This window comes from Trinickia fusca (assembly GCF_003628145.1).
In the GTDB taxonomy this organism is placed as follows: Bacteria; Pseudomonadota; Gammaproteobacteria; order Burkholderiales; family Burkholderiaceae; genus Trinickia; species Trinickia fusca.
In genome coordinates this window covers 74,223-94,235 of the sequence record NZ_RBZV01000013.1, presented here as the reverse complement: position 1 = coordinate 94,235, position 20,013 = coordinate 74,223, and the positions used below count along the sequence as shown (strand labels likewise).

At 66.2% G+C, this 20,013-nt stretch carries 21 protein-coding genes; 8 read left to right on the top strand and 13 right to left on the bottom strand.

Annotated elements, in window-relative coordinates:
• Window positions 1–55 precede the first annotated feature (55 nt).
• From fliJ to fliF, 5 genes are read right to left on the bottom strand one after another with little or no spacing between them, the layout of a single operon-like run.
• Window positions 56–508 carry a flagellar export protein FliJ gene (gene fliJ / locus D7S89_RS22880; protein ID WP_121281158.1) on the bottom strand — a complete coding sequence of 151 codons (453 nt, stop codon included), beginning with the start codon at window positions 506–508 and terminating at the stop codon, window positions 56–58.
• Between the two features lie 20 nt (window positions 509–528).
• Window positions 529–2,091, bottom strand: coding sequence for a flagellar protein export ATPase FliI (fliI, locus tag D7S89_RS22875; RefSeq protein ID WP_121281197.1), 1,563 nt, complete (start codon window positions 2,089–2,091; stop codon window positions 529–531).
• The gene (fliH, locus tag D7S89_RS22870) at window positions 2,088–2,762 is read right to left on the bottom strand and encodes a flagellar assembly protein FliH (protein ID WP_121281157.1); all 675 of its coding nucleotides are present in this window, start codon (window positions 2,760–2,762) and stop codon (window positions 2,088–2,090) included. The genes fliI and fliH overlap by 4 nt, the downstream gene beginning before the upstream one ends.
• Entirely contained in the window at window positions 2,755–3,750 is a 996-nt protein-coding gene (gene fliG, locus D7S89_RS22865; RefSeq protein WP_121281156.1) for a flagellar motor switch protein FliG, read from the bottom strand. Before fliG ends, fliH begins: the two co-directional genes overlap by 8 nt.
• Window positions 3,740–5,545, bottom strand: coding sequence for a flagellar basal-body MS-ring/collar protein FliF (gene fliF / locus D7S89_RS22860; protein WP_121281155.1), 1,806 nt, complete (start codon window positions 5,543–5,545; stop codon window positions 3,740–3,742). The genes fliG and fliF overlap by 11 nt, the downstream gene beginning before the upstream one ends.
• A gap of 267 nt (window positions 5,546–5,812) precedes the next feature.
• Between fliF and fliE the strand changes: the two genes are divergently transcribed.
• The 5 genes from fliE to D7S89_RS22835 all read left to right on the top strand — a co-directional run bounded on the left by fliE (window position 5,813) and on the right by D7S89_RS22835 (window position 9,147).
• Window positions 5,813–6,154: a flagellar hook-basal body complex protein FliE gene (fliE, locus tag D7S89_RS22855; RefSeq protein ID WP_121281154.1), complete on the top strand. Its 342-nt coding sequence runs from the start codon at window positions 5,813–5,815 to the stop codon at window positions 6,152–6,154.
• 225 nt (window positions 6,155–6,379) lie between these two features.
• Window positions 6,380–6,814 (top strand): flagellar export chaperone FliS, encoded by a 435-nt coding sequence (gene fliS, locus D7S89_RS22850; protein WP_121281153.1) that lies wholly within the window; start codon window positions 6,380–6,382, stop codon window positions 6,812–6,814.
• Window positions 6,811–7,140 carry a flagellar protein FliT gene (locus tag D7S89_RS22845; protein ID WP_121281152.1) on the top strand — a complete coding sequence of 110 codons (330 nt, stop codon included), beginning with the start codon at window positions 6,811–6,813 and terminating at the stop codon, window positions 7,138–7,140. Before fliS ends, D7S89_RS22845 begins: the two co-directional genes overlap by 4 nt.
• A gap of 97 nt (window positions 7,141–7,237) precedes the next feature.
• Window positions 7,238–8,773 carry a flagellar hook-length control protein FliK gene (gene fliK, locus D7S89_RS22840; protein ID WP_121281151.1) on the top strand — a complete coding sequence of 512 codons (1,536 nt, stop codon included), beginning with the start codon at window positions 7,238–7,240 and terminating at the stop codon, window positions 8,771–8,773.
• A complete protein-coding gene (locus D7S89_RS22835) occupies window positions 8,770–9,147 on the top strand; it encodes an EscU/YscU/HrcU family type III secretion system export apparatus switch protein (RefSeq protein WP_245983154.1) in 378 nt (125 codons plus the stop codon). The genes fliK and D7S89_RS22835 overlap by 4 nt, the downstream gene beginning before the upstream one ends.
• A gap of 130 nt (window positions 9,148–9,277) precedes the next feature.
• Here the strand turns inward: D7S89_RS22835 and D7S89_RS22830 are convergent, their stop codons facing one another.
• From D7S89_RS22830 to D7S89_RS22795, 8 genes are all read right to left on the bottom strand, one after another.
• Entirely contained in the window at window positions 9,278–9,826 is a 549-nt protein-coding gene (locus tag D7S89_RS22830; RefSeq protein ID WP_121281150.1) for an SRPBCC family protein, read from the bottom strand.
• A gap of 225 nt (window positions 9,827–10,051) precedes the next feature.
• Window positions 10,052–11,455, bottom strand: a complete 1,404-nt coding sequence (gene bcaP, locus D7S89_RS22825) for a branched-chain amino acid transporter BcaP (protein WP_121281149.1) — start codon at window positions 11,453–11,455, stop codon at window positions 10,052–10,054.
• A 278-nt stretch (window positions 11,456–11,733) separates the two neighbouring features.
• The gene (gene rqpR / locus D7S89_RS22820; protein WP_121281148.1) at window positions 11,734–12,390 is read right to left on the bottom strand and encodes a response regulator transcription factor RqpR; all 657 of its coding nucleotides are present in this window, start codon (window positions 12,388–12,390) and stop codon (window positions 11,734–11,736) included.
• 3 nt (window positions 12,391–12,393) lie between these two features.
• A complete protein-coding gene (locus D7S89_RS22815) occupies window positions 12,394–13,281 on the bottom strand; it encodes a sensor histidine kinase (RefSeq protein WP_121281147.1) in 888 nt (295 codons plus the stop codon).
• Between the two features lie 439 nt (window positions 13,282–13,720).
• Window positions 13,721–14,491, bottom strand: coding sequence for a ferredoxin--NADP reductase (locus tag D7S89_RS22810; RefSeq protein ID WP_121281146.1), 771 nt, complete (start codon window positions 14,489–14,491; stop codon window positions 13,721–13,723).
• A 180-nt stretch (window positions 14,492–14,671) separates the two neighbouring features.
• Window positions 14,672–15,313: a LysE family translocator gene (locus D7S89_RS22805; protein WP_121281145.1), complete on the bottom strand. Its 642-nt coding sequence runs from the start codon at window positions 15,311–15,313 to the stop codon at window positions 14,672–14,674.
• 157 nt (window positions 15,314–15,470) lie between these two features.
• Entirely contained in the window at window positions 15,471–16,277 is an 807-nt protein-coding gene (locus D7S89_RS22800) for an endonuclease/exonuclease/phosphatase family protein (RefSeq protein ID WP_121281144.1), read from the bottom strand.
• Window positions 16,278–16,307: 30 nt separating this feature from the next.
• On the bottom strand, window positions 16,308–16,802 hold the full coding sequence (locus D7S89_RS22795; protein ID WP_121281143.1) for a hypothetical protein: 495 nt from the start codon (window positions 16,800–16,802) through the stop codon (window positions 16,308–16,310).
• Window positions 16,803–17,045: 243 nt separating this feature from the next.
• Between D7S89_RS22795 and D7S89_RS22790 the strand changes: the two genes are divergently transcribed.
• The 3 genes from D7S89_RS22790 to D7S89_RS22780 all read left to right on the top strand — a co-directional run bounded on the left by D7S89_RS22790 (window position 17,046) and on the right by D7S89_RS22780 (window position 19,808).
• Window positions 17,046–18,023, top strand: coding sequence for an AAA family ATPase (locus D7S89_RS22790; RefSeq protein ID WP_121281142.1), 978 nt, complete (start codon window positions 17,046–17,048; stop codon window positions 18,021–18,023).
• A gap of 224 nt (window positions 18,024–18,247) precedes the next feature.
• Window positions 18,248–19,357, top strand: coding sequence for an NAD(P)/FAD-dependent oxidoreductase (locus D7S89_RS22785; RefSeq protein WP_121281141.1), 1,110 nt, complete (start codon window positions 18,248–18,250; stop codon window positions 19,355–19,357).
• A gap of 139 nt (window positions 19,358–19,496) precedes the next feature.
• On the top strand, window positions 19,497–19,808 hold the full coding sequence (locus tag D7S89_RS22780) for a high-potential iron-sulfur protein (protein ID WP_121281140.1): 312 nt from the start codon (window positions 19,497–19,499) through the stop codon (window positions 19,806–19,808).
• Window positions 19,809–20,013: the final 205 nt, after the last annotated feature.

Sequence of the window (20,013 nt, the reverse complement as noted above, 5' to 3'; positions counted from 1 at the left end):
TCTTTATAGGTCTCGCATTCGTGAAGCGTCCGCCATGCGGCGCTTCGACGGTCGGTTAATTCACATTTTCATGCCGCATGCGCAGCATCTTGGCGGCGTGCTCGTCGGCGTCACGTTGCTCGCGACGCGCGAGCACGCGCGCTTCGGCCGCGTCGCCGCGCGCTTGCAGGACTTCGTACGAGCCGAGCTTGCGCTTCTGGCGCTGCCACTCGGGCTTGGCCGCCTCGACACGCGAAGTCGCCGTGGCCAGCAGGCGCCGTTGCTGCTCGATCGCCATGTCGAGCGTATCGATGAACGCCTGGAAGTTGCGCCAGTTGCCCGCGGGCATGCCCGTTTGCGCCGATTGCGAAAAACTCGCGTGGTATTCGTCCCGGTAGCGAATCAGCGCCTCGAGCTGCGCCTCGACGTCCGCACGCTCGCGCTGCACGCGGCCCAACTGCTTGGCCGCGCTGTCGACATCGTTCTGTGCCAGATCGATGAGCGTCTTGATCGGAAAGTGCTTCGACATCGCCGAACTCCTTCAGCCCTTCATTCAAACAATGCATCGAGCATGGTGAGGCTCGACGAGAACGGTGCGCATTCGCGAAAACCCTGCTGCAGGAACGCTTCCATGCGCGGATACAGCGCGATCGCATGGTCGAGCAGCGCGTCGCGCCCGCTCGAATAAGCGCCCACGTTGATGAGGTCGCGATTGCGCTGGTAGCGCGAGAGCAGTTGCTTGAACGCACGCACGCGCTCCAGATGATGCTCGTCGATCAGCGCCGTCATCGCCCGGCTGATCGATTGCTCGATGTCGATCGCCGGATAGTGTCCCGATTCGGCCAGCGCGCGTGACAGCACGATGTGGCCGTCGAGAATCGCGCGCGCCGAGTCGGCGATCGGGTCCTGCTGGTCGTCGCCTTCGGTGAGCACCGTGTAGAACGCGGTAATCGAGCCGCCGCCGGCCGGGCCGTTGCCGGTCCGTTCCACGAGCGCCGGAAGCTTCGCGAAAACGGATGGCGGATAGCCCTTGGTCGCCGGGGGTTCGCCGATTGCGAGCGCGATCTCGCGCTGCGCCATCGCATAGCGTGTGAGCGAGTCCATCAGCAGCAGCACGTGCTTGCCTTGGTCGCGGAAGTATTCGGCCAGCGAGGTCGCATAGGTTGCGCCCTGCATGCGCATGAGCGGTGAGACATCGGCCGGCGCCGCGACGACGACCGAGCGCGCGAGCCCATCCTCGCCGAGGATCTGCTCGATGAATTCCTTCACTTCGCGGCCACGCTCGCCGATCAGGCCGATCACGATCACCTCGGCGCTCGTGTAGCGCGCCATGGTGCCGAGCAGCACCGACTTGCCGACCCCCGAGCCGGCGAACAGACCCATGCGCTGGCCACGTCCGACTGTCAGCAGAGCGTTGATCGCGCGCACGCCGACGTCGAGCACCTGATGGATCGGCTCGCGTTGCAGCGGGTTGATCGACGGTGCCGAGAGCGGCGCGTCGACCTCGGTGTTGAGGGGGCCGAGCCCGTCCAGCGGGCGGCCCGACGAGTCGACGACGCGCCCGAGCATGCCCCAGCCGACCGGCAGGCGCTTGGCGCCCGCCAGCGGATCGGCAAGCGGTGCGCTCTCGCGCGGATAGACACGCGCGCCGGGCAGCAGGCCCGCGACTTCGGTCGTCGGCATCAGAAACAGGCGCTCGCCGGCAAAGCCGACCACTTCGGCCTCGGCCATCTCGCGCGTGCTGCCCGGGGGCAGCTCGATCATGCATTCGGCCCCGACGGCGAGCCGCAGGCCAATGGCCTCGAGCACGAGGCCAGCCGCGCGCGTGAGGCGTCCGCAGTTCGAGAGCGGCCGCGCGAGGGCGTTGCGGCGGCGCAAGCCGTCCAGACGTGCGCGCCAGGCGTTCAGGTGCGGGTTGTTCGCGAGCGCCGGATCGTGCTGCACGGCAACGATATCGTGGGCCGAGCGCTCGGCGCTGGTGCGAGCGCCGGCAGCAGCGGCTGCCGCCTCTGCCGCTGGCGCATCTTCAGGGCCGAACGATGCGAGTGCGAGCTCGACCTCGAGCGGCGACAAGCCGTTCGCGAACAGGGCTTCGGCCGTTTGCGCGCTCACCACGGGCTCACTTTGCCGAGCGCGGCCGCCACGCGCTGCCAGCGCGTGCCGACGGTCGCGTCGATTTCACCGGTCGCCGCCTGAGCACGGCAACCGCCGCGCTCGATCGTCGAATCGGTACGTACATTCCAGCCGAGCGTCTCGAGCTCGGCTTGCAGATAGGCTTCGACGATCGGCGAATCGGCCGGGTTGACGATCAGTTGCGGTGCGCCCGAGAGTGGCGGCTCGGCCGCCAGCACTTCCCGCGCGCAGGCCACGAGGGCGGCCGGATCGTGCGCGATGTGCTGACGCACGACCTGCTGGGCGATATCGAGCGCCAGCGCGACGAGCGTCTCGGCCATTTCGTTCTGCGCGCCGTCGAGCGCGGCCTTGAAAGCATCGGCCAGCCCAGCGAGCCGTGTGGCTTCGGCATGGGCTTCCAGACGGCCCTTCTCGAGGCCTTGCGCGTGCCCCTGGTCGAAGCCGGCCTGGTAGCCGAGTGCCTGGCCCGCTACATGGCCCGAGGCGAGACCCTGTGCGTGCGCGTCGTCGCGCAGGCGCTGGAGCTCGGCTTCGAACGCGCTGTTGTCGACGGGTTCGGGCGGAGGGGGCGGTGGCGGGTCGAACGATGCCATCTCCCAGCGCTGATACGCTGTGACCGGCACCTTCGACGGACGCCCGGAATCAGACATAAGCATCTTCCGCCTTGCCGCCGATCACGATCTGGCCGCTCTCGGCCAGATTGCGCACGATCTGCAGGATACGGCGCTGTTGCGTTTCGACTTCGGACACGCGAACCGGGCCGCGCGCGTCGAGATCCTCGGCGAGCAGTTCGGCGGCACGTTGCGACATGTTCGAGAGGAACTTCTGACGCAGCGCGGGCGGCGCACCCTTGAGCGAGATGATGAGCGCCTCGGATTCGACTTCCTTGAGCAGCAGTTGGATCGCGCGGTCTTCGAGGTCGAGCAGGTTCTCGAACACGAACATCTGGTCGATGATCTTCTGCGCGAGGTCCGCGTCGTACTGCTTGACGTTCTCGAGCACCGATTCCTCGTGCACGCTCGTCATGAAGTTCAGGATTTCGGCCGCCGTGCGGATGCCGCCCATCGGGCTGCGCTTGAGGTTGTCGCTGCCCGAGAGCAAGCCTGTCAGCACGTCGTCGAGCTCGCGCAGCGCGGCCGGCTGAATGCCGTCGAGGGTCGCGATCCGCAGCAGCACGTCATTGCGTAGCCGCTCGGTGAAGCTCGCGGTGATCTCCGAGGCCTGATCGCGGTCCAGGTGCACGAGGATCGTCGCGATGATCTGCGGGTGCTCGTTCTTGATCAGCTCGGCCACGGCCGGCGAATCCATCCACTTGAGGCCTTCGATGCCGCTCGTGTCGCTGCCTTGCAGGATGCGGTCGATCAGCGCGCCGGCCTTGTCTTCGCCGAGCGCCTTCGTGAGCACCGAGCGGATGTAGTCGCCCGAATCGAGCGACATCGCCGTGTGCTGCTCGGCTTCCTTCACGAAGTCTTGCAGCACCGTCTCGACCTGCTCGCGCGTCACGTTCTTCAGCGCGGCCATCGCGGCGCCGATCTTCTGCACCTCGCGCGGCGCGAGGAACTTGAACACTTGCGCGGCCTCTTCCTCGCCGATCGACATCAGCAGGAGCGCGCTCTTCACTACGCCTTCAGCGCTCATCAGACACCCAATTCTTGACAACCGTCGCTACGATCTTCGGATCCTGACGCGCGATGGTCCGCGCGTAATCGAGGTTCCGTTCGAATTTGTGCTTCTCGTTTTCGAAGGCGAGCAGGTTGAGCTCGACATCGTCGCCTTCGAGCGCGCCAGCTGCGGCGCCTGCGGCGTTTGTCGGGATGCCGTCGAGCAGCACGGGCTCGTCGGGGCTGCCCACGCCGGCCGCAGCGCCTTCGGCAGCTTGCTCGGGCGGCGGGAACGCGCGCTTGAGTGCGGGCTTGACCATCGCCAGGTAGATGACGAGACCCACGAGACCGATGCCGAGCCACTTGGCGGCCTGGATCGCCATCGAGACGATCTCGGGCTGGCGCCACCACGGCAGGTCCGCGAGCGGATCGACGTCGGCAGAGAATGCGCTGTTGACGATGTTGACCGAGTCGCCGCGTTTGACGTCGTAGCCCATCGCGTCCTTCACGAGCTGCTCGACCTGTGCGAGCTTCTCGGGGGGGAGCGGCTGCATCGTCGCATGGCCCTTCGCATCGACGACGCGCTGGTAATTGATCACGACGGCCGCAGACAGGCGCTTGACGCCGCCCATCGACTGCTCGGTGTGCGAGACGCGCTTGTCGAGCTCGTAGTTCGTCGTGGCATCCTTGCGTTCGCTGAGCGGCGTCGTGGGCGCCGACGCCGCGCTCGCGCCGCTGGCTGCGACGATCGGCGCCGAAGCCGGCTGCGGCGGCGTGTTCGACAGCGCGCCGGGCACGCCACCGGCGGCGCTTTGCGACGTTTCGGTGGCCGAGCTCGTCTGCTGGCTGCGGATCGCCGCCTGCTGCGGGCTGCCGTTCGGGCCGTACGTTTCGGCCGTCTGCTCGTGCTGCGAAAAATCGATATCGGCGCTCACCTGCGAGTGGGCGTTGCCGCTGCCGAACAGCGGCGCGAGGATCGCGTCGATGCGTTGCTGCGTGTTGCGCTCGACCTGCTGGACATATTTGAGCTGCGTCGCGTCCAGCCCCGAGCCCGAACTCGGCTGCGTGAGCAGGTTGCCGTCCTGATCGACGATCGTGACGTTCTTGACGGGCAGGTTCGGCACGCTCGAGGACAGCATGTGGGTGATGGCGAGCACCTGTCCTTCATCGAGCGTGCGGCCGGGATACAGATTGACGAGCACCGACGCCGACGGCGCTTCGCGCTCGCGCACGAATACGGTCGGCTTCGGAATGGCCAGATGCACGCGCGCCTGGCGCACGACGGAGATCGACTGGATCGTGCGCTCGAGTTCACCTTCGAGCGCGCGCTGATAATTGACCTGTTCGGCGAACTGGCTGATGCCGAACTTCTCGTTGTCCATCAGTTCCATGCCGACCGAGCCGCTCTTGGGCAGGCCCTGCGCAGCCAGACGCAGCCGCGTTTCGTTGACCTGGTCGGCCGGAATCAGGATCGCGCCGCCGCCGTCGGAGAACTTGTAGGGAACGTTTGCTTGCTGCAATGCAGCAATGATGGCGCCCCCGTCCTGATCCGACAGGCTGCTGTAAAGGACGCGATAGTCGGGCGAGTGGGTCCACATGACGAGCGCGGCGACGACCGCGACCAGCACGGCAACAGCGAAGATCAGTGGCGCGCGCGGGTTGCTGCGCATTTGCGAAAGCGACGAAAACCGCTGCGCGAAACCGCCGAGGTCAGCTGCGCCCGTACCGGCGCCCGTGCCCTGGAGCGCGCCAGCCGGGGCGGCGCCCGGCTGTGCGCCCGCGAGGCCCATGCGGGCATCGGGGTTGATCAAAGAGTTGGCCTGCGAATCCATGCGTCGGGGTTCTCCGGGGATGCGGGGGTGTCTCGGCGGGCCATGCGGAACAGCCACTGACGGACACTTTCACGAGGGGCATTATCCATACGGGCGCGCAAGCCTATCAGTCGAATAGAAGCGGGTTTTCCCCCTAGTTTCCCGGGTTTGCAAATGGATGCGCGGGCTATGCTCCTCTCCGTGATCGGGTAGTGGTCAGACGAGCCTCTAGCGCCCGGACGCCGCCCCCCCGATCCTTGCTTTGTCCTTTTTCTCCATGGAGACACCATGACCGTGCCAGTCAATCCGCTGACGTCTGCGTTGCAGCAAATGCAGTCGATGGCGACCGAGGCAGCAGGCAGCAAGGCAGCCCCTTCGCTCGGCGAACAGACGGCGCCAGTCGGCACCGGCAGCTTCGCGCAAGCGCTCAAGCACTCGCTCGACAAGATCAGCGGCGATCAGCAAAAGGCGATCGGCGAATCGCAGGCGTTCGAACTCGGCGCGGCGAACGTGTCGCTCAACGACGTGATGGTCGACATGCAGAAAGCCAACGTCGGCTTTCAGTTCGGCTTGCAGGTGCGCAACAAGCTCGTGACCGCCTACAACGACATCATGCAGATGTCGATTTGACGCGCGAGCCGCTTGCCGCGCGATTGTCCAGAGGGTTTCGTCGAGGTGCCTAAAGCTTTGGCGCGGTAATCCGATAACCGCGTTATAAGGTGCGACGCCAACTGGCCGCACCGCCCGGCGCGGCCTCAAGGCCGCTCTGCCAGCAAGGTTGCAACCGTTGGCGGAGCGAGGTTGCACCCGTTTCGTCAACCACTGCAACCGTCCCAACAAGAAGGAGTGGCGCCAATGTTTTCCCAAGGACACGCTGGAGCGAGCGCGTACGCGCGCGTCGGCGTCGAGACAGGGGTGATGGGCGCGAATCCGCATCGTCTGATTCTCATGCTGTACCAAGGCGCGAGACAGGCGATCGCTCGCGCGCGCATGCATATGGAGCAGGGCAATATCGGCCCGCGCGGCGAAGCGATCGGCAAGGCAATCGACATCGTCACCAGCGGCTTGCAGGCATCGCTGAATCTGGAGGTGGGAGGCGAGATCGCGCAGCGACTCGACGCGCTCTACACTTACATGTCGCGACGCTTGTTGCAGGCGAACATCGAGCAGAGCGATGCGATGCTGCTCGAAGTGGACGGTTTGCTCGCGACACTCGAAGAAGCCTGGATCGGCATCGGCGCTGAAGTTGCGAAGGCGGCCATGTCAGCCCAGGCGGATAGCCAACGATGAATTCGAAATCAGACTATTTCGAGCGCTACGAAGCGATTGCGGCGATTTCGGCCAGGATGCTGGTCGCCGCCCGCGATGCGCTTTGGAACGACCTGCTCGAATTGCAGGACGAGTACCGTCGGCACGTCGATGCGCTGCTTGACGCCGATGCGGGCGTCGCGCTCGACGAAGGCGAGCGCCTGCGCAAGTACGATCTGATTCGCCAGATTCTTGCCGACGATGCCGCGATCCGCGATCTCGCCAATCCGAGCGTCGCGCGGCTCTCGGCGCTGTTTTCGGCGCAACGCCCGGCACATGTGCTGAAAGAAATGTACGGCGTGGGCTAAGCGCTCCGTCACGCACCGCGAACAGGCCGGTTTCGGCATTTTTTCTCCCATCCGCCGCGTGACGCGGCATCGAAGCAGGCCCAGTTAAGGACGCGGCATGACTGGAATCGACACGGCGATCGCCTCTGCGATCGCGAGCCGCATCGACAGCCTGCTCGACGGCGTCACCGCGGGCTCGCGCACGGCGGCTGCGCAGACGGGGACCTCCGCGCTCAGCGCCGACACGCCCCTTGATGTCGCCGGCGCCGTACCGCTCGCCGACACCGCACCACCGGCCTCCGCCCAGGCCGTACTCTCCGAAGTCGCTCTCACGCTCGACGCGATCTCGCGTTTTGGCGGCGAAGCCACGCCCGCCGTCATCGGCGAAGCGCCGATCTGGCCTGCGCCACCTGCCATCAACGTGCCGGCGGCCGCCAGCGGGCTTTTTGCCGCCGATGCCGAGGCCGCGGCCGGCAGTGCATCGACTGCGGCCGGTGCGTCTTCGGCGGCGACTGCCACGTCGGGGACCACCGCGCTTGCCGCGACGACGGCGGCCCAGCTACCCGTCGACGCGCTCGCCGCCGCGCTCGAGAAGACTGTCGCCGATACGGGCCTCTTTTACGAATCACATCTTGCCGGATGGCTAAGCGGCCGCTATTCGGCTGAGGCGCTCGCGAGCGAACCGCAGACGCGGCTGGCCGCGCAAGCCGCGCAGTTGCCGCTCGACTGGAGCGACTCGGCCGACGCGTCGCCTCTTGACGCCGCCGCTGGCAACTGGCCCGGCATGCCGCCTGGCACGAACGCGCCCGGCAGCCCGCTACCCGGCGCATTCATGCCGCCCCACGGCGGTGCCGCGCAACTGCTGGCGGCGTTTTCGCCGCCGCCAAATTTGAATCTGTCGGCGTACGCCAATCCGGCGCCTGGCTCCGCGTTCGCGCGCTCGATGGCCGATAACGCCGCGGGCGACGCGTCGTCCGGCGCTGGCGCGGCCCATGCAGGCGCTGCCTTGCCGGGCGCGCCTGCGTCGATTGCCGCCTCGATCCATCCCGCGACGATCCCACTCGTGCGCCAGCAGCTCGATCTGCTGGCGACTCAGCAATTTCGCTGGACCGGCGAGGTCTGGCCCGGCGCCAAGCTTGACTGGACCATCGAGCCCGAGCGAGACCGCGGCGCGCGCGCGGGCGAAGAGCCCGATGACGACGAGCCGGCCTGGCGGACGCGCGTCACACTGGCGTTGCCGACGCTCGGCACTGTCGATGCCGATCTCGCGTTGCGTGGCACGCAACTCGTCGTGCGCGTGCTGGCGAGTCCGGGTGGTGCGGCGCGGCTGGCCACAGGCGGAGCTGCGTTCGGCCGGCGGCTCGAGGCGGCTGGCATTCAGCTGGCCGGTCTGTCGATTCGCGAAATCGGCGGCACAGCGCCGGCTGCGGGTGGCGCCGCCCAGGCGGCGACTTCGGCCTATGCCCGCGCCGCAGCCGAGGCGGCGGATGCCGATGCGCGCGATGCCGTCGAGCCGCAGCAGACGGGCTCGGCTGAGCCGGCCCGCTCGGCTGAGCCGGCTCGCACAGCCGACGCGGGCAACCCCACGCGTAGCACTGCGCGCTCGCCGCTCGACCGCCTGTTCGACGATCCTTTCGACTGGAGCGCTCCATGAGCCCCGCTCGCCGCATGAGCGCCGCCGCGCTCGCCTACGACGACAAGGGCGGCGGCGACGCTCCGCGCGTCATCGCCAAGGGCTATGGCCTGGTGGCCGAGATGATCGTGCAGCGCGCGCAGGAAGCGGGGCTTTATGTGCATCGGGCGCCGGAGATGGTGTCGCTGCTGATGCAGGTCGATCTCGATTCGCGCATTCCGCCGCAGCTGTATCAGGCCGTCGCGGAACTGCTGGCCTGGCTGTATCGGCTCGAAAGCGGTGCCGCCGACGATGAGCAGGGCGCGCAGTCGGACGAGGCGACACCGACGGTGAACGGCGGCGGGCCCGCATCGAGCGGCCCCGAGGCGCCGTATCCACTGTTGCCTTCTTCTTGATTTAGGGATTTCTTAGGGGCTTTGACGGCGCGCCCCCGGGGATGGTTGGCGGATGGCCGAAGAAGAACGAAAAAGCGCGGGATTTAGCGGCGCGCCGTCCAAGCGGCACCCCACCCTCCCGCGCTCGTGCTCAGAACCGGGCGGTCCAGGCCTTTTGCGACTTCTCACCGCGGCCGGCCGGGGCCGACTCGGCGACGGCCGCATGCTGCACCGACGGTTCAGGCGGTTGCGGTGCCTCCCTATCTTCGCCTGTGATGTGCGCGGCGAAGCATCGCACGAACTCGTCTGCAATCGCACGCACCGTGCCGTCGGCTTCGCTCGCGGCATCGGGACCGTTCAAGCCGACTTTCGCCTGCGTCGTGCACGAGAGCGTCGTAGAAGCGCTGCCCTCGGGTTCAAGCCTTAGTTGCGCGCTGCCGCTGCCCACGCTTGCCGGCTCGCCCTCGAAGAGCAGCGTGCAGGCGCGCGGCGCGTCGATATCCGTCATGCGCATGTGTCCCTTGAACCGTGCCTTGACCCCACCCAGCGAAACGTCCATCGCCAAGGCATAGGCGTGCTCGCCGTTGGCCTCCATGCGCTCGCAGCCGGGAATCGACGCACGCAGGACTGCGGCATCGGTAAGCGCTTCCCATGCACGCTGCGGCGGCACGGGCAACGTGTAGCTTTCCGTCAATTCCATTGCGTTGCTCCTCTCAGAAGGACGGCCGGTGCGCGCCGGCGTAACCGGCCATCTGCCATTATGAACCGTGCGGCTACCGACGGGTCCGTGCGTCGGCGCACGTGATGCGTTGCGACCCGTGTTCGTCGAGGGGCGAAAAAAAACGGCATCTCCGATCGTGATCGAAGATGCCGTTGGGAGCCTGCCGTGCCGCGGCCGCCAGGCGCCGCACGGTGGCGGTACGACTTAGCGCTGCGTCTGGCCGTGCGCGAGCAGCGAGCGGCGGCGCGAGTAACCGAAGTAGACGAGCATGCCGATCACGAGCCAGACGCCGAACGCGATCCACGTGACCGGTTGCAGATTGACCATCAGGAACACGCATGCAGCGACGGCCAGAATCGGCACGACGGGCACGCCGGGGCAGCGGAACGCGCGCGGCAGCTCGGGGTGCGTGCGACGCAGCACCAGCACGGCGATCGACACCATCGAGAACGCGGCCAGCGTGCCGATGTTGATGAGCTCGGCGAGCACGTTCAGCGGCACGAGTGCGCCGATGAGGCCGAAGAAGAGGCCGACCATCCAGGTCGTCTTGAACGGCGTCGCAAAGCGCGGATGCACGCTCGAGAGCGTTTTCGGCAGCAGGCCGTCGCGCGACATCGCGAAGATGATGCGGGTCTGGCCGTAGCTCATCACGAGGATGACGGTCAGCATGCCGAGGACGGCGCCGAGATCGATGAAGCCGGCGACCCAGTTCTCGCCGGCCACTTGCAGTGCGTACGACACCGGGTGCGAGATCGAAGCGAATTGCGCCGCGGGTACGATGCCCGTGACGACGGCCGCGACGGCCACGTACAGCACGGCGCAGACGGCCAGCGAGGCGATGATGCCGATCGGCAGATCCCGCTTCGGGTTCTTCACTTCTTCAGCGGCAGAGGAGACCGAGTCGAAGCCGATGAACGCGAAGAACATCACGGCGGCCGCGCCGAACACACCGTGCCAGCCGTTCGGCATGAACGGGTGCCAGTTGGCCGGACGCACGTGGAACACGCCGACCGCGATCACGGCCAGCACGACCGCGACCTTGATTGCCACCATCAAATTGTTGACGCGCGTCGATTCGCGCACGCCGACCGACAGCAGCGTCGTGATGACCATCACCACGAGAAAAGCGGGCAGGTTGAACAGCGTGAAGGCGCCGGGCACTGCGCCGGGCGCGGCCGTCAGCAAGACGGGCAGCTTCAGGCCGAAGCCCGCGAGCAGCGACTGCAGGTAGCCGGACCAGCCGACCGCGACAGCCGAGGTGGCGAGGCCGTACTCGAGCATGAGATCCCAACCGATCACCCAGGCCGCCAGTTCGCCGAGCGTCGCATACGAGTAGGTGTAGATCGAGCCGGCAACGGGAATCGTCGACGCGAATTCGGCATAGGCCAGACCGGACAACGCGCAGGCGATGGCGGCGATCACGAACGCGATCATCAAAGCCGGGCCCGCTTGCACGGCGCCGGTGCCGGTCAGCACGAAAATACCCGTGCCGATGATGGCGCCGATGCCAAGGAACGTCAGATCGAGCGCGCCGAGCGCCTTCTTCAAGCCGGTGCCTTGGGCACTGGCGATCATCTGTTCGACGTTTTTCTTGCGAAAGAGGGACATACGATGGGGGTCTCCTATGAAGCGCACCTTCTTGGTGCGTGGCGGCTATGTGCGAACCTTTGATTTTAGCGGATACGGCTTGCCCGACTTGCGGCTCCGAAAGGTCTGAGGCAATTTCAGACCGAATGAAGTGGCGCGGCGGGGCGAGGGACGCAAATGCGGTAAAGCGCAGAGGTTCGGCGGGTGGTGAAACGAAGCATGAAGCGAGGCATGAAGCGAAAAGCAGGCCGCGGCAAGCGATACCGGGCCTGCGGCAAAACGGGGTTCTTGCGTAATGGTCAGGCCGTCATGGCCGGGTTCAGGTCGACGAGCCGGTTGCTCATCACGTAGAACGTGAGCTCCGCGTTGTTGCGCAGTTTCATCTTCTCGAGCAGCCGCGAGCGGTAGACGCTGACCGTTTTGACCGACAGCGACAGCGCATGCGCGATGTCGGTCAGCCGTTTGCCGGAGGCCAGCATGCACAGCGTCTGGTACTCGCGGTCGGACAGCTTCTCGTGCGGCATCTGCTCGTTGTCGAACGACACGTAATCGGCCAGCGCTTCGGCCAGCGCGGGGCTCACATATTTGCGGCCGGTGGCGACCTGACGGATTGCGTCGATCATCTGCGCGGCCGTCACCGTCTTCGACAGATATCCGGCCGCGCCAGCCTTCAGCGAGCGCACCGCGTACTGATCTTCCGGATACATCGAGAACATCATGATCGGCGTGCGCGGCGCCTTGCGCTTGGCGCGCTTGAGCACTTCGACGCCGTTCACGTCGGGCAGCGAGATGTCGAGCAGGATCACGTCGAAGGCCTGGTCGTCGAGGCTCGCGAGCGCTTGCGCACCAGTCTCGGCTTCGACGACTTCGCGTGCGACGCCACTGGTCAACAGCAACTGCCGGACTGCCTGACGCACGATGGCGTGATCGTCCACGAGCAGGATACGAAACGACATGGCTTACCTCACTGCTGCCACATTGGACGGCATCGCGCCTTGCGTCGCTGCCGTCTTCAAAAGGGATGTCCAGCTAAAGCGTGCGCGCACCGTCGTGCCGTGCGCCGTGCGCGCGCGCTTACCCCCTGCGTCGGCAGGGGGCTGCCCGTTGCGGGAGACGAGGCGCAGCGTGCCGCCGAACGCCGCGCAGCGTGCACGCATGCCGGCCAGGCCGAAACCGCGGCGCGAGCGGCGCGCATGCTTGGTCAGGCCGCAGCCGTCGTCTTCGACGATCAACGTGAGGTAGTGCGCATCGGCTTGAATTCGTACGTCGGCCCGCGTGGCGCCGGCGTGCTTGGCGATGTTGTTCAGGGCTTCCTGGGCGGCGCGGAACACGGCGAGTGCCGCATCGTGGGGCAGTTGCGTCAGGCGCACGTCGGCCGGACACACGAAACTCGTGCGCAGCGCCGTGCGCTCGGCAAAGCCCTGCGTCCACTGGGCGAGCGTCGCGACGACACCGCCGCCCTCGAGGCCTGGCGCGTGCATGTCTGCCACGACGCGCGCGGTCGCATCGCTGGCGGCGTCGAGCGAACGCGTCGCGACGGCCAGCGCATCGGCGCAGGCGGTGCCCGCTTCCGCCGGCAGCCGCAGCGCGAGATTCGCAAGTGCAAAGCGGGCGGCGGTCAGCTCGGCGCCGACGCTGTCGTGCAGCTCCCGCGCAAGCGAAAGGCGGGCGGCCTCACGCACGCCGACGAGTTCGGCCGCGAGCTCGCGCAGTTGCTTTCGCAGGCGCTCGGCCTCACGCGCGTCGCCGGACGCGGCCTTGCGGCGCGGTGCCGCGATGCCACCGACATCCTGCTCCGCAGCGGGTAAGCCGTTTGCATTGAGCAAGACGACCATCGACGTGTCCATGTTCTTCCTTGTTCCCTTTCTCGGAGGAAATCGGCCAGACGCCTTACGCATCGCGGGCAAGCCAGCCCGGCAAATTCGACGCTGCCGAAACGGCAAAACGACTACAGTTCGGCGTAACGTTATTTACATCTGGTAACAATTCGTTCGTATAGATTGAATCGTTTTCATTCGATTTACCTACGGGCCGGATGATATCTCAAATTTAGGAAAATATCAGACACAGCAAGGCTTACAACGTTTCGCGAAGCACCGATTGACAAGTGCCGATTGTTACGCTGTAGGAAAAAGTCTTACGACGAAAGGTAGCAGGCGTCCCATGGAAATGTAACAGGCGCTGGCGAATCAGACGGGACGAAAAAAAACCGGAGCCCAAGGGCTCCGGTTCATAGGCGGGGGGACTGCCTGGCCCGCACAAGCGGCGCGGGCCTTTGCGACGGAATCAGCCGACGAATGCCTTCTCCACGACGTAGTGCCCCGGCTCGTTGTTGCTGCCTTCCTGGAAGCCCATCGAGTCGAGCAGTTCACGCGTGTCGCGCAGCATGTGCGGGCTGCCGCACAGCATGACGCGGTCGTTTTCGAGCGAGAACGGCGGTACGTTCAGATCCGAGAACAGCTTCTGCGTATCGATGAGCTCGGTGATGCGGCCACGGTTGTGGAACGTTTCACGCGTGACCGTCGGGTAGTAGATGAGCTTTTCGCGCACGATCTCGCCGATGTGCTCGTGGGCCGGCAGGTGGTCGGTGATGTATTCCTTGTACGCGAGCTCGTCGACGAAGCGGCAGGTATGCGTGAGCACGACCTTTTCATAGCGGTCGTAGACGTCCGGGTCCTTGATGATGGACATGAACGGCGCGAGGCCCGTGCCCGTCGAGAGCAGCCACAGCGTCTTGCCGGGCAGCAGGTTGTCGGCCATCAGCGTGCCGGTCGGCTTCTTGCCGATCAGCACCTGGTCGCCCACCTTCAGGTGTTGCAGGCGGGACGTCAGCGGGCCGTCTTGCACCTTGATGCTGAGGAATTCGAGATTCTCTTCATAGTTCGCGCTCGCCATGCTGTAGGCGCGAATGAGCGGCTTGCCGTCCACTTCCAGGCCCACCATCGTGAATTGGCCGTTTTCGAAGCGGAACGACGCGTCGCGGGTGCAGGTGAAGCTGAAGAGCGTGTCGGTCCAGTGATGGACGGAGAGGACGGTTTGTGAATTCAGGTTGCTCATGGCTAGGGTTGAGTGCGAGGAGAGAGCGCCGAGGCGCCTTGCTGACGAGCGCCCGGGTTGCCGAGGGCTCGCGCGCAGCGCTTACCAGGTCGCGTCGCAACGACGCGCAATCGCGCTATTTTAACGCGCCCGCCGCATCATCGCCCGGGACGGGGTCACACCGGCCTGCCGCGCGCGATTTCAGCGCTCCGCAAACAGCTTGGCGCCGAACCCGACCAGCGCTGCACCGCACAGTGCATCGATGGGCCGGCGCAACCGGCGGTAGCCGCGTTGCGTGCGCTCGGTCGCGAACATCAGCGCGACGCCGACGTACCAGCCGGCGGCCAGCAGGCCGATCAGCGCGAGCACGGCGCCGTAGAACCAAAGCGGCGGATGCGTGGGAAACATCGCGGCGAATACGCTGGTCCAGAACGCGCACGATTTGGGATTCGTCACGCAGGTCAGCAGCCCCGTGCGGTACGCCCGCAGGTAGGCGGCCGCATCGTGCGGCACCGTTTCGGGCGCCCGAACCTGCGAGTTTGCCGCATCGGGCCGCGTGCTCGCGCGCAGCAGCTTGATGCCGAAGTAGACGATATAAATGGCGCCGCCGATGCGAATGCCCGCGTAGAGCCATTCGACGCGTTGCAAGAGTGCCGAGACGCCGGCCATGGCCAGCGTCGCCCACATCATCGACGCCGTGCTGACGCCGAGCGCCGACGCCGCCCCGAGCCCGCGCCGTCCGGCCAGCGACAGCTGCGTGACCATGAAGAAGTTGGGTCCGGGCGTCGCGGCTGCGACGAGATAGACGATGGCGAGCTGCAGCAGGATCGGCAGATAGTGCATGGCGAAGTAGCGGGGCAAGGGTGCACTGAACGAAATCCGGCTGCTCAATGATGACGAAGCGATGACGAGCGGCGACGACACGGGAGAGCAGGCCGGGCACGAGATCGTTACTGTATCCGCCTGTCGCCCATCACGTGCAGTTGTGCGCGGCGTTCGCTCACTCGAGTTCGAGCCGCGCCATGTACGGCAGGTGATCGGACAGCCAGGCGGTCTCCTGGGTCGGGGGCATCCATTCGACGGGGCGCAGGCCGCGCACGAACATCTTGTCGAGCGCAAGCGCTGGCGAGAACGCCGGGAACGTGCGTGCAGGCTCGCCCAGCATGGTCGCCACTTCGTTCAGGCCAATGTCGCCGAACAGCGGGATCGAATCATTGCGCCAGTCGTTGAAGTCGCCGGCGAGTACGAGCGGGCCCATTGGCGCCTCGCGCGCGATCCAGTGCGCGATCCAGTTCATTTGCCGCAGCCGCGCTGCACGCGTCAGTGCAAGATGGGCGCACAGCAGCGTGACGGACCGGCCCCCGAACGCGGCGCGCGCGACGAGCAGCCCACGACGTTCGAAGCGGTGTGCCGAGATGTCCCAGCGTCCGCCGAGGTCGAGCGGGTGCGGCGAGAGGATCGCGTTGCCGTGACGCCACGACGGCTTGAACACGTTGGGCCCGAGCGCGATGTCGAGTTCGAGCGAATGCGCGATCTCGGTCGCTTGACACTGCCAGACGTCGGCAAGCGGCTCGTGCACCGGCGTGCCGAAGCTCGTCGCGAGCATGGGGCCCGGCATGCGTCGTGCCATGGCTTCCTGTAGGAAATAGGCGTCGGCATGCGTCGATTCGACCCAGCGCTGCATGGCCTTCCAGGCCGTGAAGCCCAGCGGCGAGCGGCCCTTGTGCAGGTTCCAACTGACCGCGACGAAGTCCTTCTTGTGCGGACTGACTACGCTTTCGTGCAAGCGCTCTTCGGGGTTTCGCATGCCGCGCCGTTCCCGCGTGTTCGACTGTTGTTAATGAGGGGCGACACCGGCGCGGACGCGATAGATCAGCGTCGGGCGAGCGTCGACGATGGTCCAGCTTGCCCACTGGCCGGCAGGCACCTCGAGGCCCGGGTGCGTGGCCGTCACGTGGCGCGGCTGCGGCGGCAGCGCGCAGCCCTCGATCGTGCGCTGGCTGACATCGTCTTCGATGGTTTCTTGCGCGTCGATCGCGAGCGTGACGCTGCTCGCGTCGGCATACATGGGTGAGATCGTCAGCGTGCGGGCCAGATCGATCTGCGCGGCGGGCGTGTTCTTGCAGCCTACATCGTGCACGGTTTCGTGGTGGTGCGTTGCGGTCACGGCCTGACCGATCGCCGTGCTGCCGTCGAACGTGTCGATCGTGCGCCCGTCGCGCACGACTTGCAGCTGCCATTGGACGTTCTGTGCGGCGGGTGCCTGAGCCTGCGCCTGCGCCACGAACGCCGCACACATCAGGACGGCTGCGAGGCCGGCTTGGCACGTCATCCGAAATATCTCCTCCGCGCCGTATCACCGTGACGCAAGCGCCCATCTTACGCCTATCGACGCGGCCTGGCCGAGGCCTGCCTGTTAGCAGCACAAGCGCGGCGCTGCTCGTTTCTCGCATGGAAATTGCGTGACTAAACTGAAATCGAACTGAAGCGAAGCGCGTGCCGTCCCGGGCGCAACGCATGGGGATGAGCCCTCGACCGACGGTGGTGCGCTGTAATTCGCAACGTGAGGTGTGCGATGACGACAGCCATGGTCAAACAGGAAATCGCGGTTGCGTCGTTCAGCAAGCTCTACGATCTCGATCAGGTCGGGGCCGCGCTGAGCGAACTCGGGGAGGGCGCCAACGAAGCGCTGCGCAGCACCTACGAAAAAATGCTGAAAGTCGGCAACCTGCGCTTTTGCGTGAAGCCGAACCGGATGCCCTCGATCGACGCGCTGCTCGATGCGCTCCCCAACTTCGGCGAGCCGCTCGAGGATGTGCGGCGTCAGGTTGCACTGTGCGTCGGGACGGAGGATCGTCTCGAACTCATGCCGATGCTGCTGCTCGGTGCGCCCGGCATCGGCAAGACGCATTTCGCCAAGGCCGTCGCGCGATTGCTTGGCACGTCTTATCAATACATCGCCATGAGCTCGCTGACGGCCGGCTGGATCCTCTCGGGCGCATCGTCGCAATGGAAGAACTCGAAGCCGGGCAAGGTCTTCGACACGCTCGTGAACGGCAGCTATGCGAACCCCGTGATCGTCGTCGACGAGATCGACAAGGCGAGCGGCGATTCGCAATACGATCCGCTCGGCGCGCTCTATGCCCTGCTCGAGCATGAAACGGCACAGGCCTTCATCGACGAATTCGCCGAAGTGCCGATCAACGCCGGCCAGGTGATCTGGGTCGCCACGGCCAACGACGAGCGCGCGATTCCCGAGCCGATCCTGAGCCGCATGAGCGTCTATGAGATCGTGGCGCCCGATCGTGAAGGCGCGCGGCGTATCGCGCAAGCGATCTACGACGAGATCCGCTTGGCGCATATCTGGGGCCAGCGCTTTCCCGCCGAGCTCGGTGGCGATGCACTCGATGCGCTGGCCGAAGCGTCGCCACGCGACATGCGCCGTGCGATCCTGCACGCTTTCGGTGCCGCGCGTCTCGCGGGGCGCGACGAGGTGCGCGCGGAGGACATCTGCCTCGAACGCGGTTCGCGGCGCCGGCCCATCGGGTTCTGATCCGCATCCGCCGCGCCCGCCGTCTGCTGCCTGACTGACGCTTGGCACTTGTCAGGCTGGGACGTGCCGGCGACGTGTGCGCGTGCGTCGTACAATTGCCGGTAGGCACCCGCGGCTTTGCCGCTCGATGCGAGACAGGGCGTTCTGGGCGCTCTCGGGCGCTTATTCCATCGAACTCCCACGTGAGCGGAGAAGCGCGGCGAAGGGAAGCTGCGACGACAAACATGGATCAAATCGAATGCGTTGTGATCGGCGCTGGCGTTGTCGGTCTGGCGGTGGCGCGGGAACTGGCCGAGCGCGGGCGCGAAGTGATCGTGCTCGAGGCGACCGAGGCGATCGGCACGGGCACGAGCTCGCGTAACAGCGAGGTCATTCACGCGGGTCTGTACTATCCGCGCGGCTCGCTCAAGGCGACGCTCTGCGTGCGTGGCCGCGAGATGCTCTACGAATACTGTGCGGCACGCGGTGTGCCGCATCAGCGCTGTGGCAAGCTGCTGGTCGCAACGGCACGTAACCAGCTGCCCCAGCTTCAGGCGATCGAGGCGCGCGGCAAGGAAAACGGCGTGCTCGATCTGATCCGCATGACCGGTGCCGAGGCTCAGGAACTCGAGCCTGCGCTTCAGTGCGTGTCCGCGGTGTTCTCGCCGCAAACGGGCATCGTCGACAGCCATCAGCTGCTGCTGGCGCTGCAAGGCGATGCGGAGCGCGCGGGCGCCGTGTGCGCATTCCATTCGCCCGTCGAATCGATCGAGTCGCGCAACGGGCGCTTCACCGTCAACGTGGGCGGGGCGGCGCCGATGGCGCTGAGCGCTGCTTGCGTGATCAACAGCGCGGGGCTGCACGCGAACGCGCTCGCGCGCAAGATTCGCGGCCTCGATGCGCGTCACGTGCCGCCGCTCTACTTTGCGCGCGGCAACTACTTCGGCACTTCGGGGCGTGCGCCGTTTGCGCGTCTCATTTACCCGATGCCGAACGAGGCCGGGCTCGGTGTGCATCTGACGATCGATCTGGGCGGCCAAGCGCGCTTCGGACCCGACGTCGAATGGATCGATACGATCAACTACGACGTCGATCCGCGCCGTGCCGACTCCTTCTATGCGGCCATTCGCGAGTATTGGCCGGCGCTGCCCGACGGTGCGCTACAGCCAGCCTATGCGGGCATTCGGCCGAAATTGTCGGGGCCCGGCGAGCCGGCGGCCGATTTCGTCATTCAAGGCCCCGCGGCACATGGCGTGCGCGGGCTCGTGAACCTGTTCGGCATCGAGTCGCCGGGCCTCACGGCATCGCTTGCGATTGCGCAGCGCGTGTGCGAGCTCGTCGGCCACGCTGCTTGAGCACCGGCCGCTGACCGGGCGCGGCGACGGCGCGCTTATCTCCGTCATTTGAGGACGGTGCTGCGTCGCGCCGGCTTCGTTGCTATGCTCTGTCCCTGCTGTCGGAAGAGCAGCGCATACAACACCTGGAGAGTCCCCTATGAAATCGTCCCGTCGCACGTTTCTGATTACGAGCCTCGGCGTTGCTTCGACGTTCGCCCTGTCGCGCCAAGGGTTCGCCGAGGCGCCCAAGCTTTCCGAAAGCGATCCCACTGCCGTCGCGCTGGGCTACAAGATGGACGCGACCAAGGTCGACAAGACCAAGTACGCGAAGTACGCGGCAGGTCAGACGTGCAGCAACTGCCAGTTCTACCAAGGCAAGCCCACCGACGCCTTTGCGCCGTGCCCGATGTTCGGCGGCAAGCAGGTCGATGGCCACGGCTGGTGCAGCGCCTACAACAAGAAGGCTTGAAGACGCGGGCGTGCCGCGCGGCATTTGGCCGCGGCACGCATGCTTCGATTGGCGGGCGCCTGGTGGGCGCCCGCTGCTTTTGGGCGCTGGGCGTCGCCCGCTGCTTTTCCCGCTCATAGATTTCGCATAGGCGGCGTAAGTGCGCCGCGCCGCGCAGCAGGCGTGCCTCGGCACTTGCGCCGAACCGTTCGCCTGGCCCATCCGT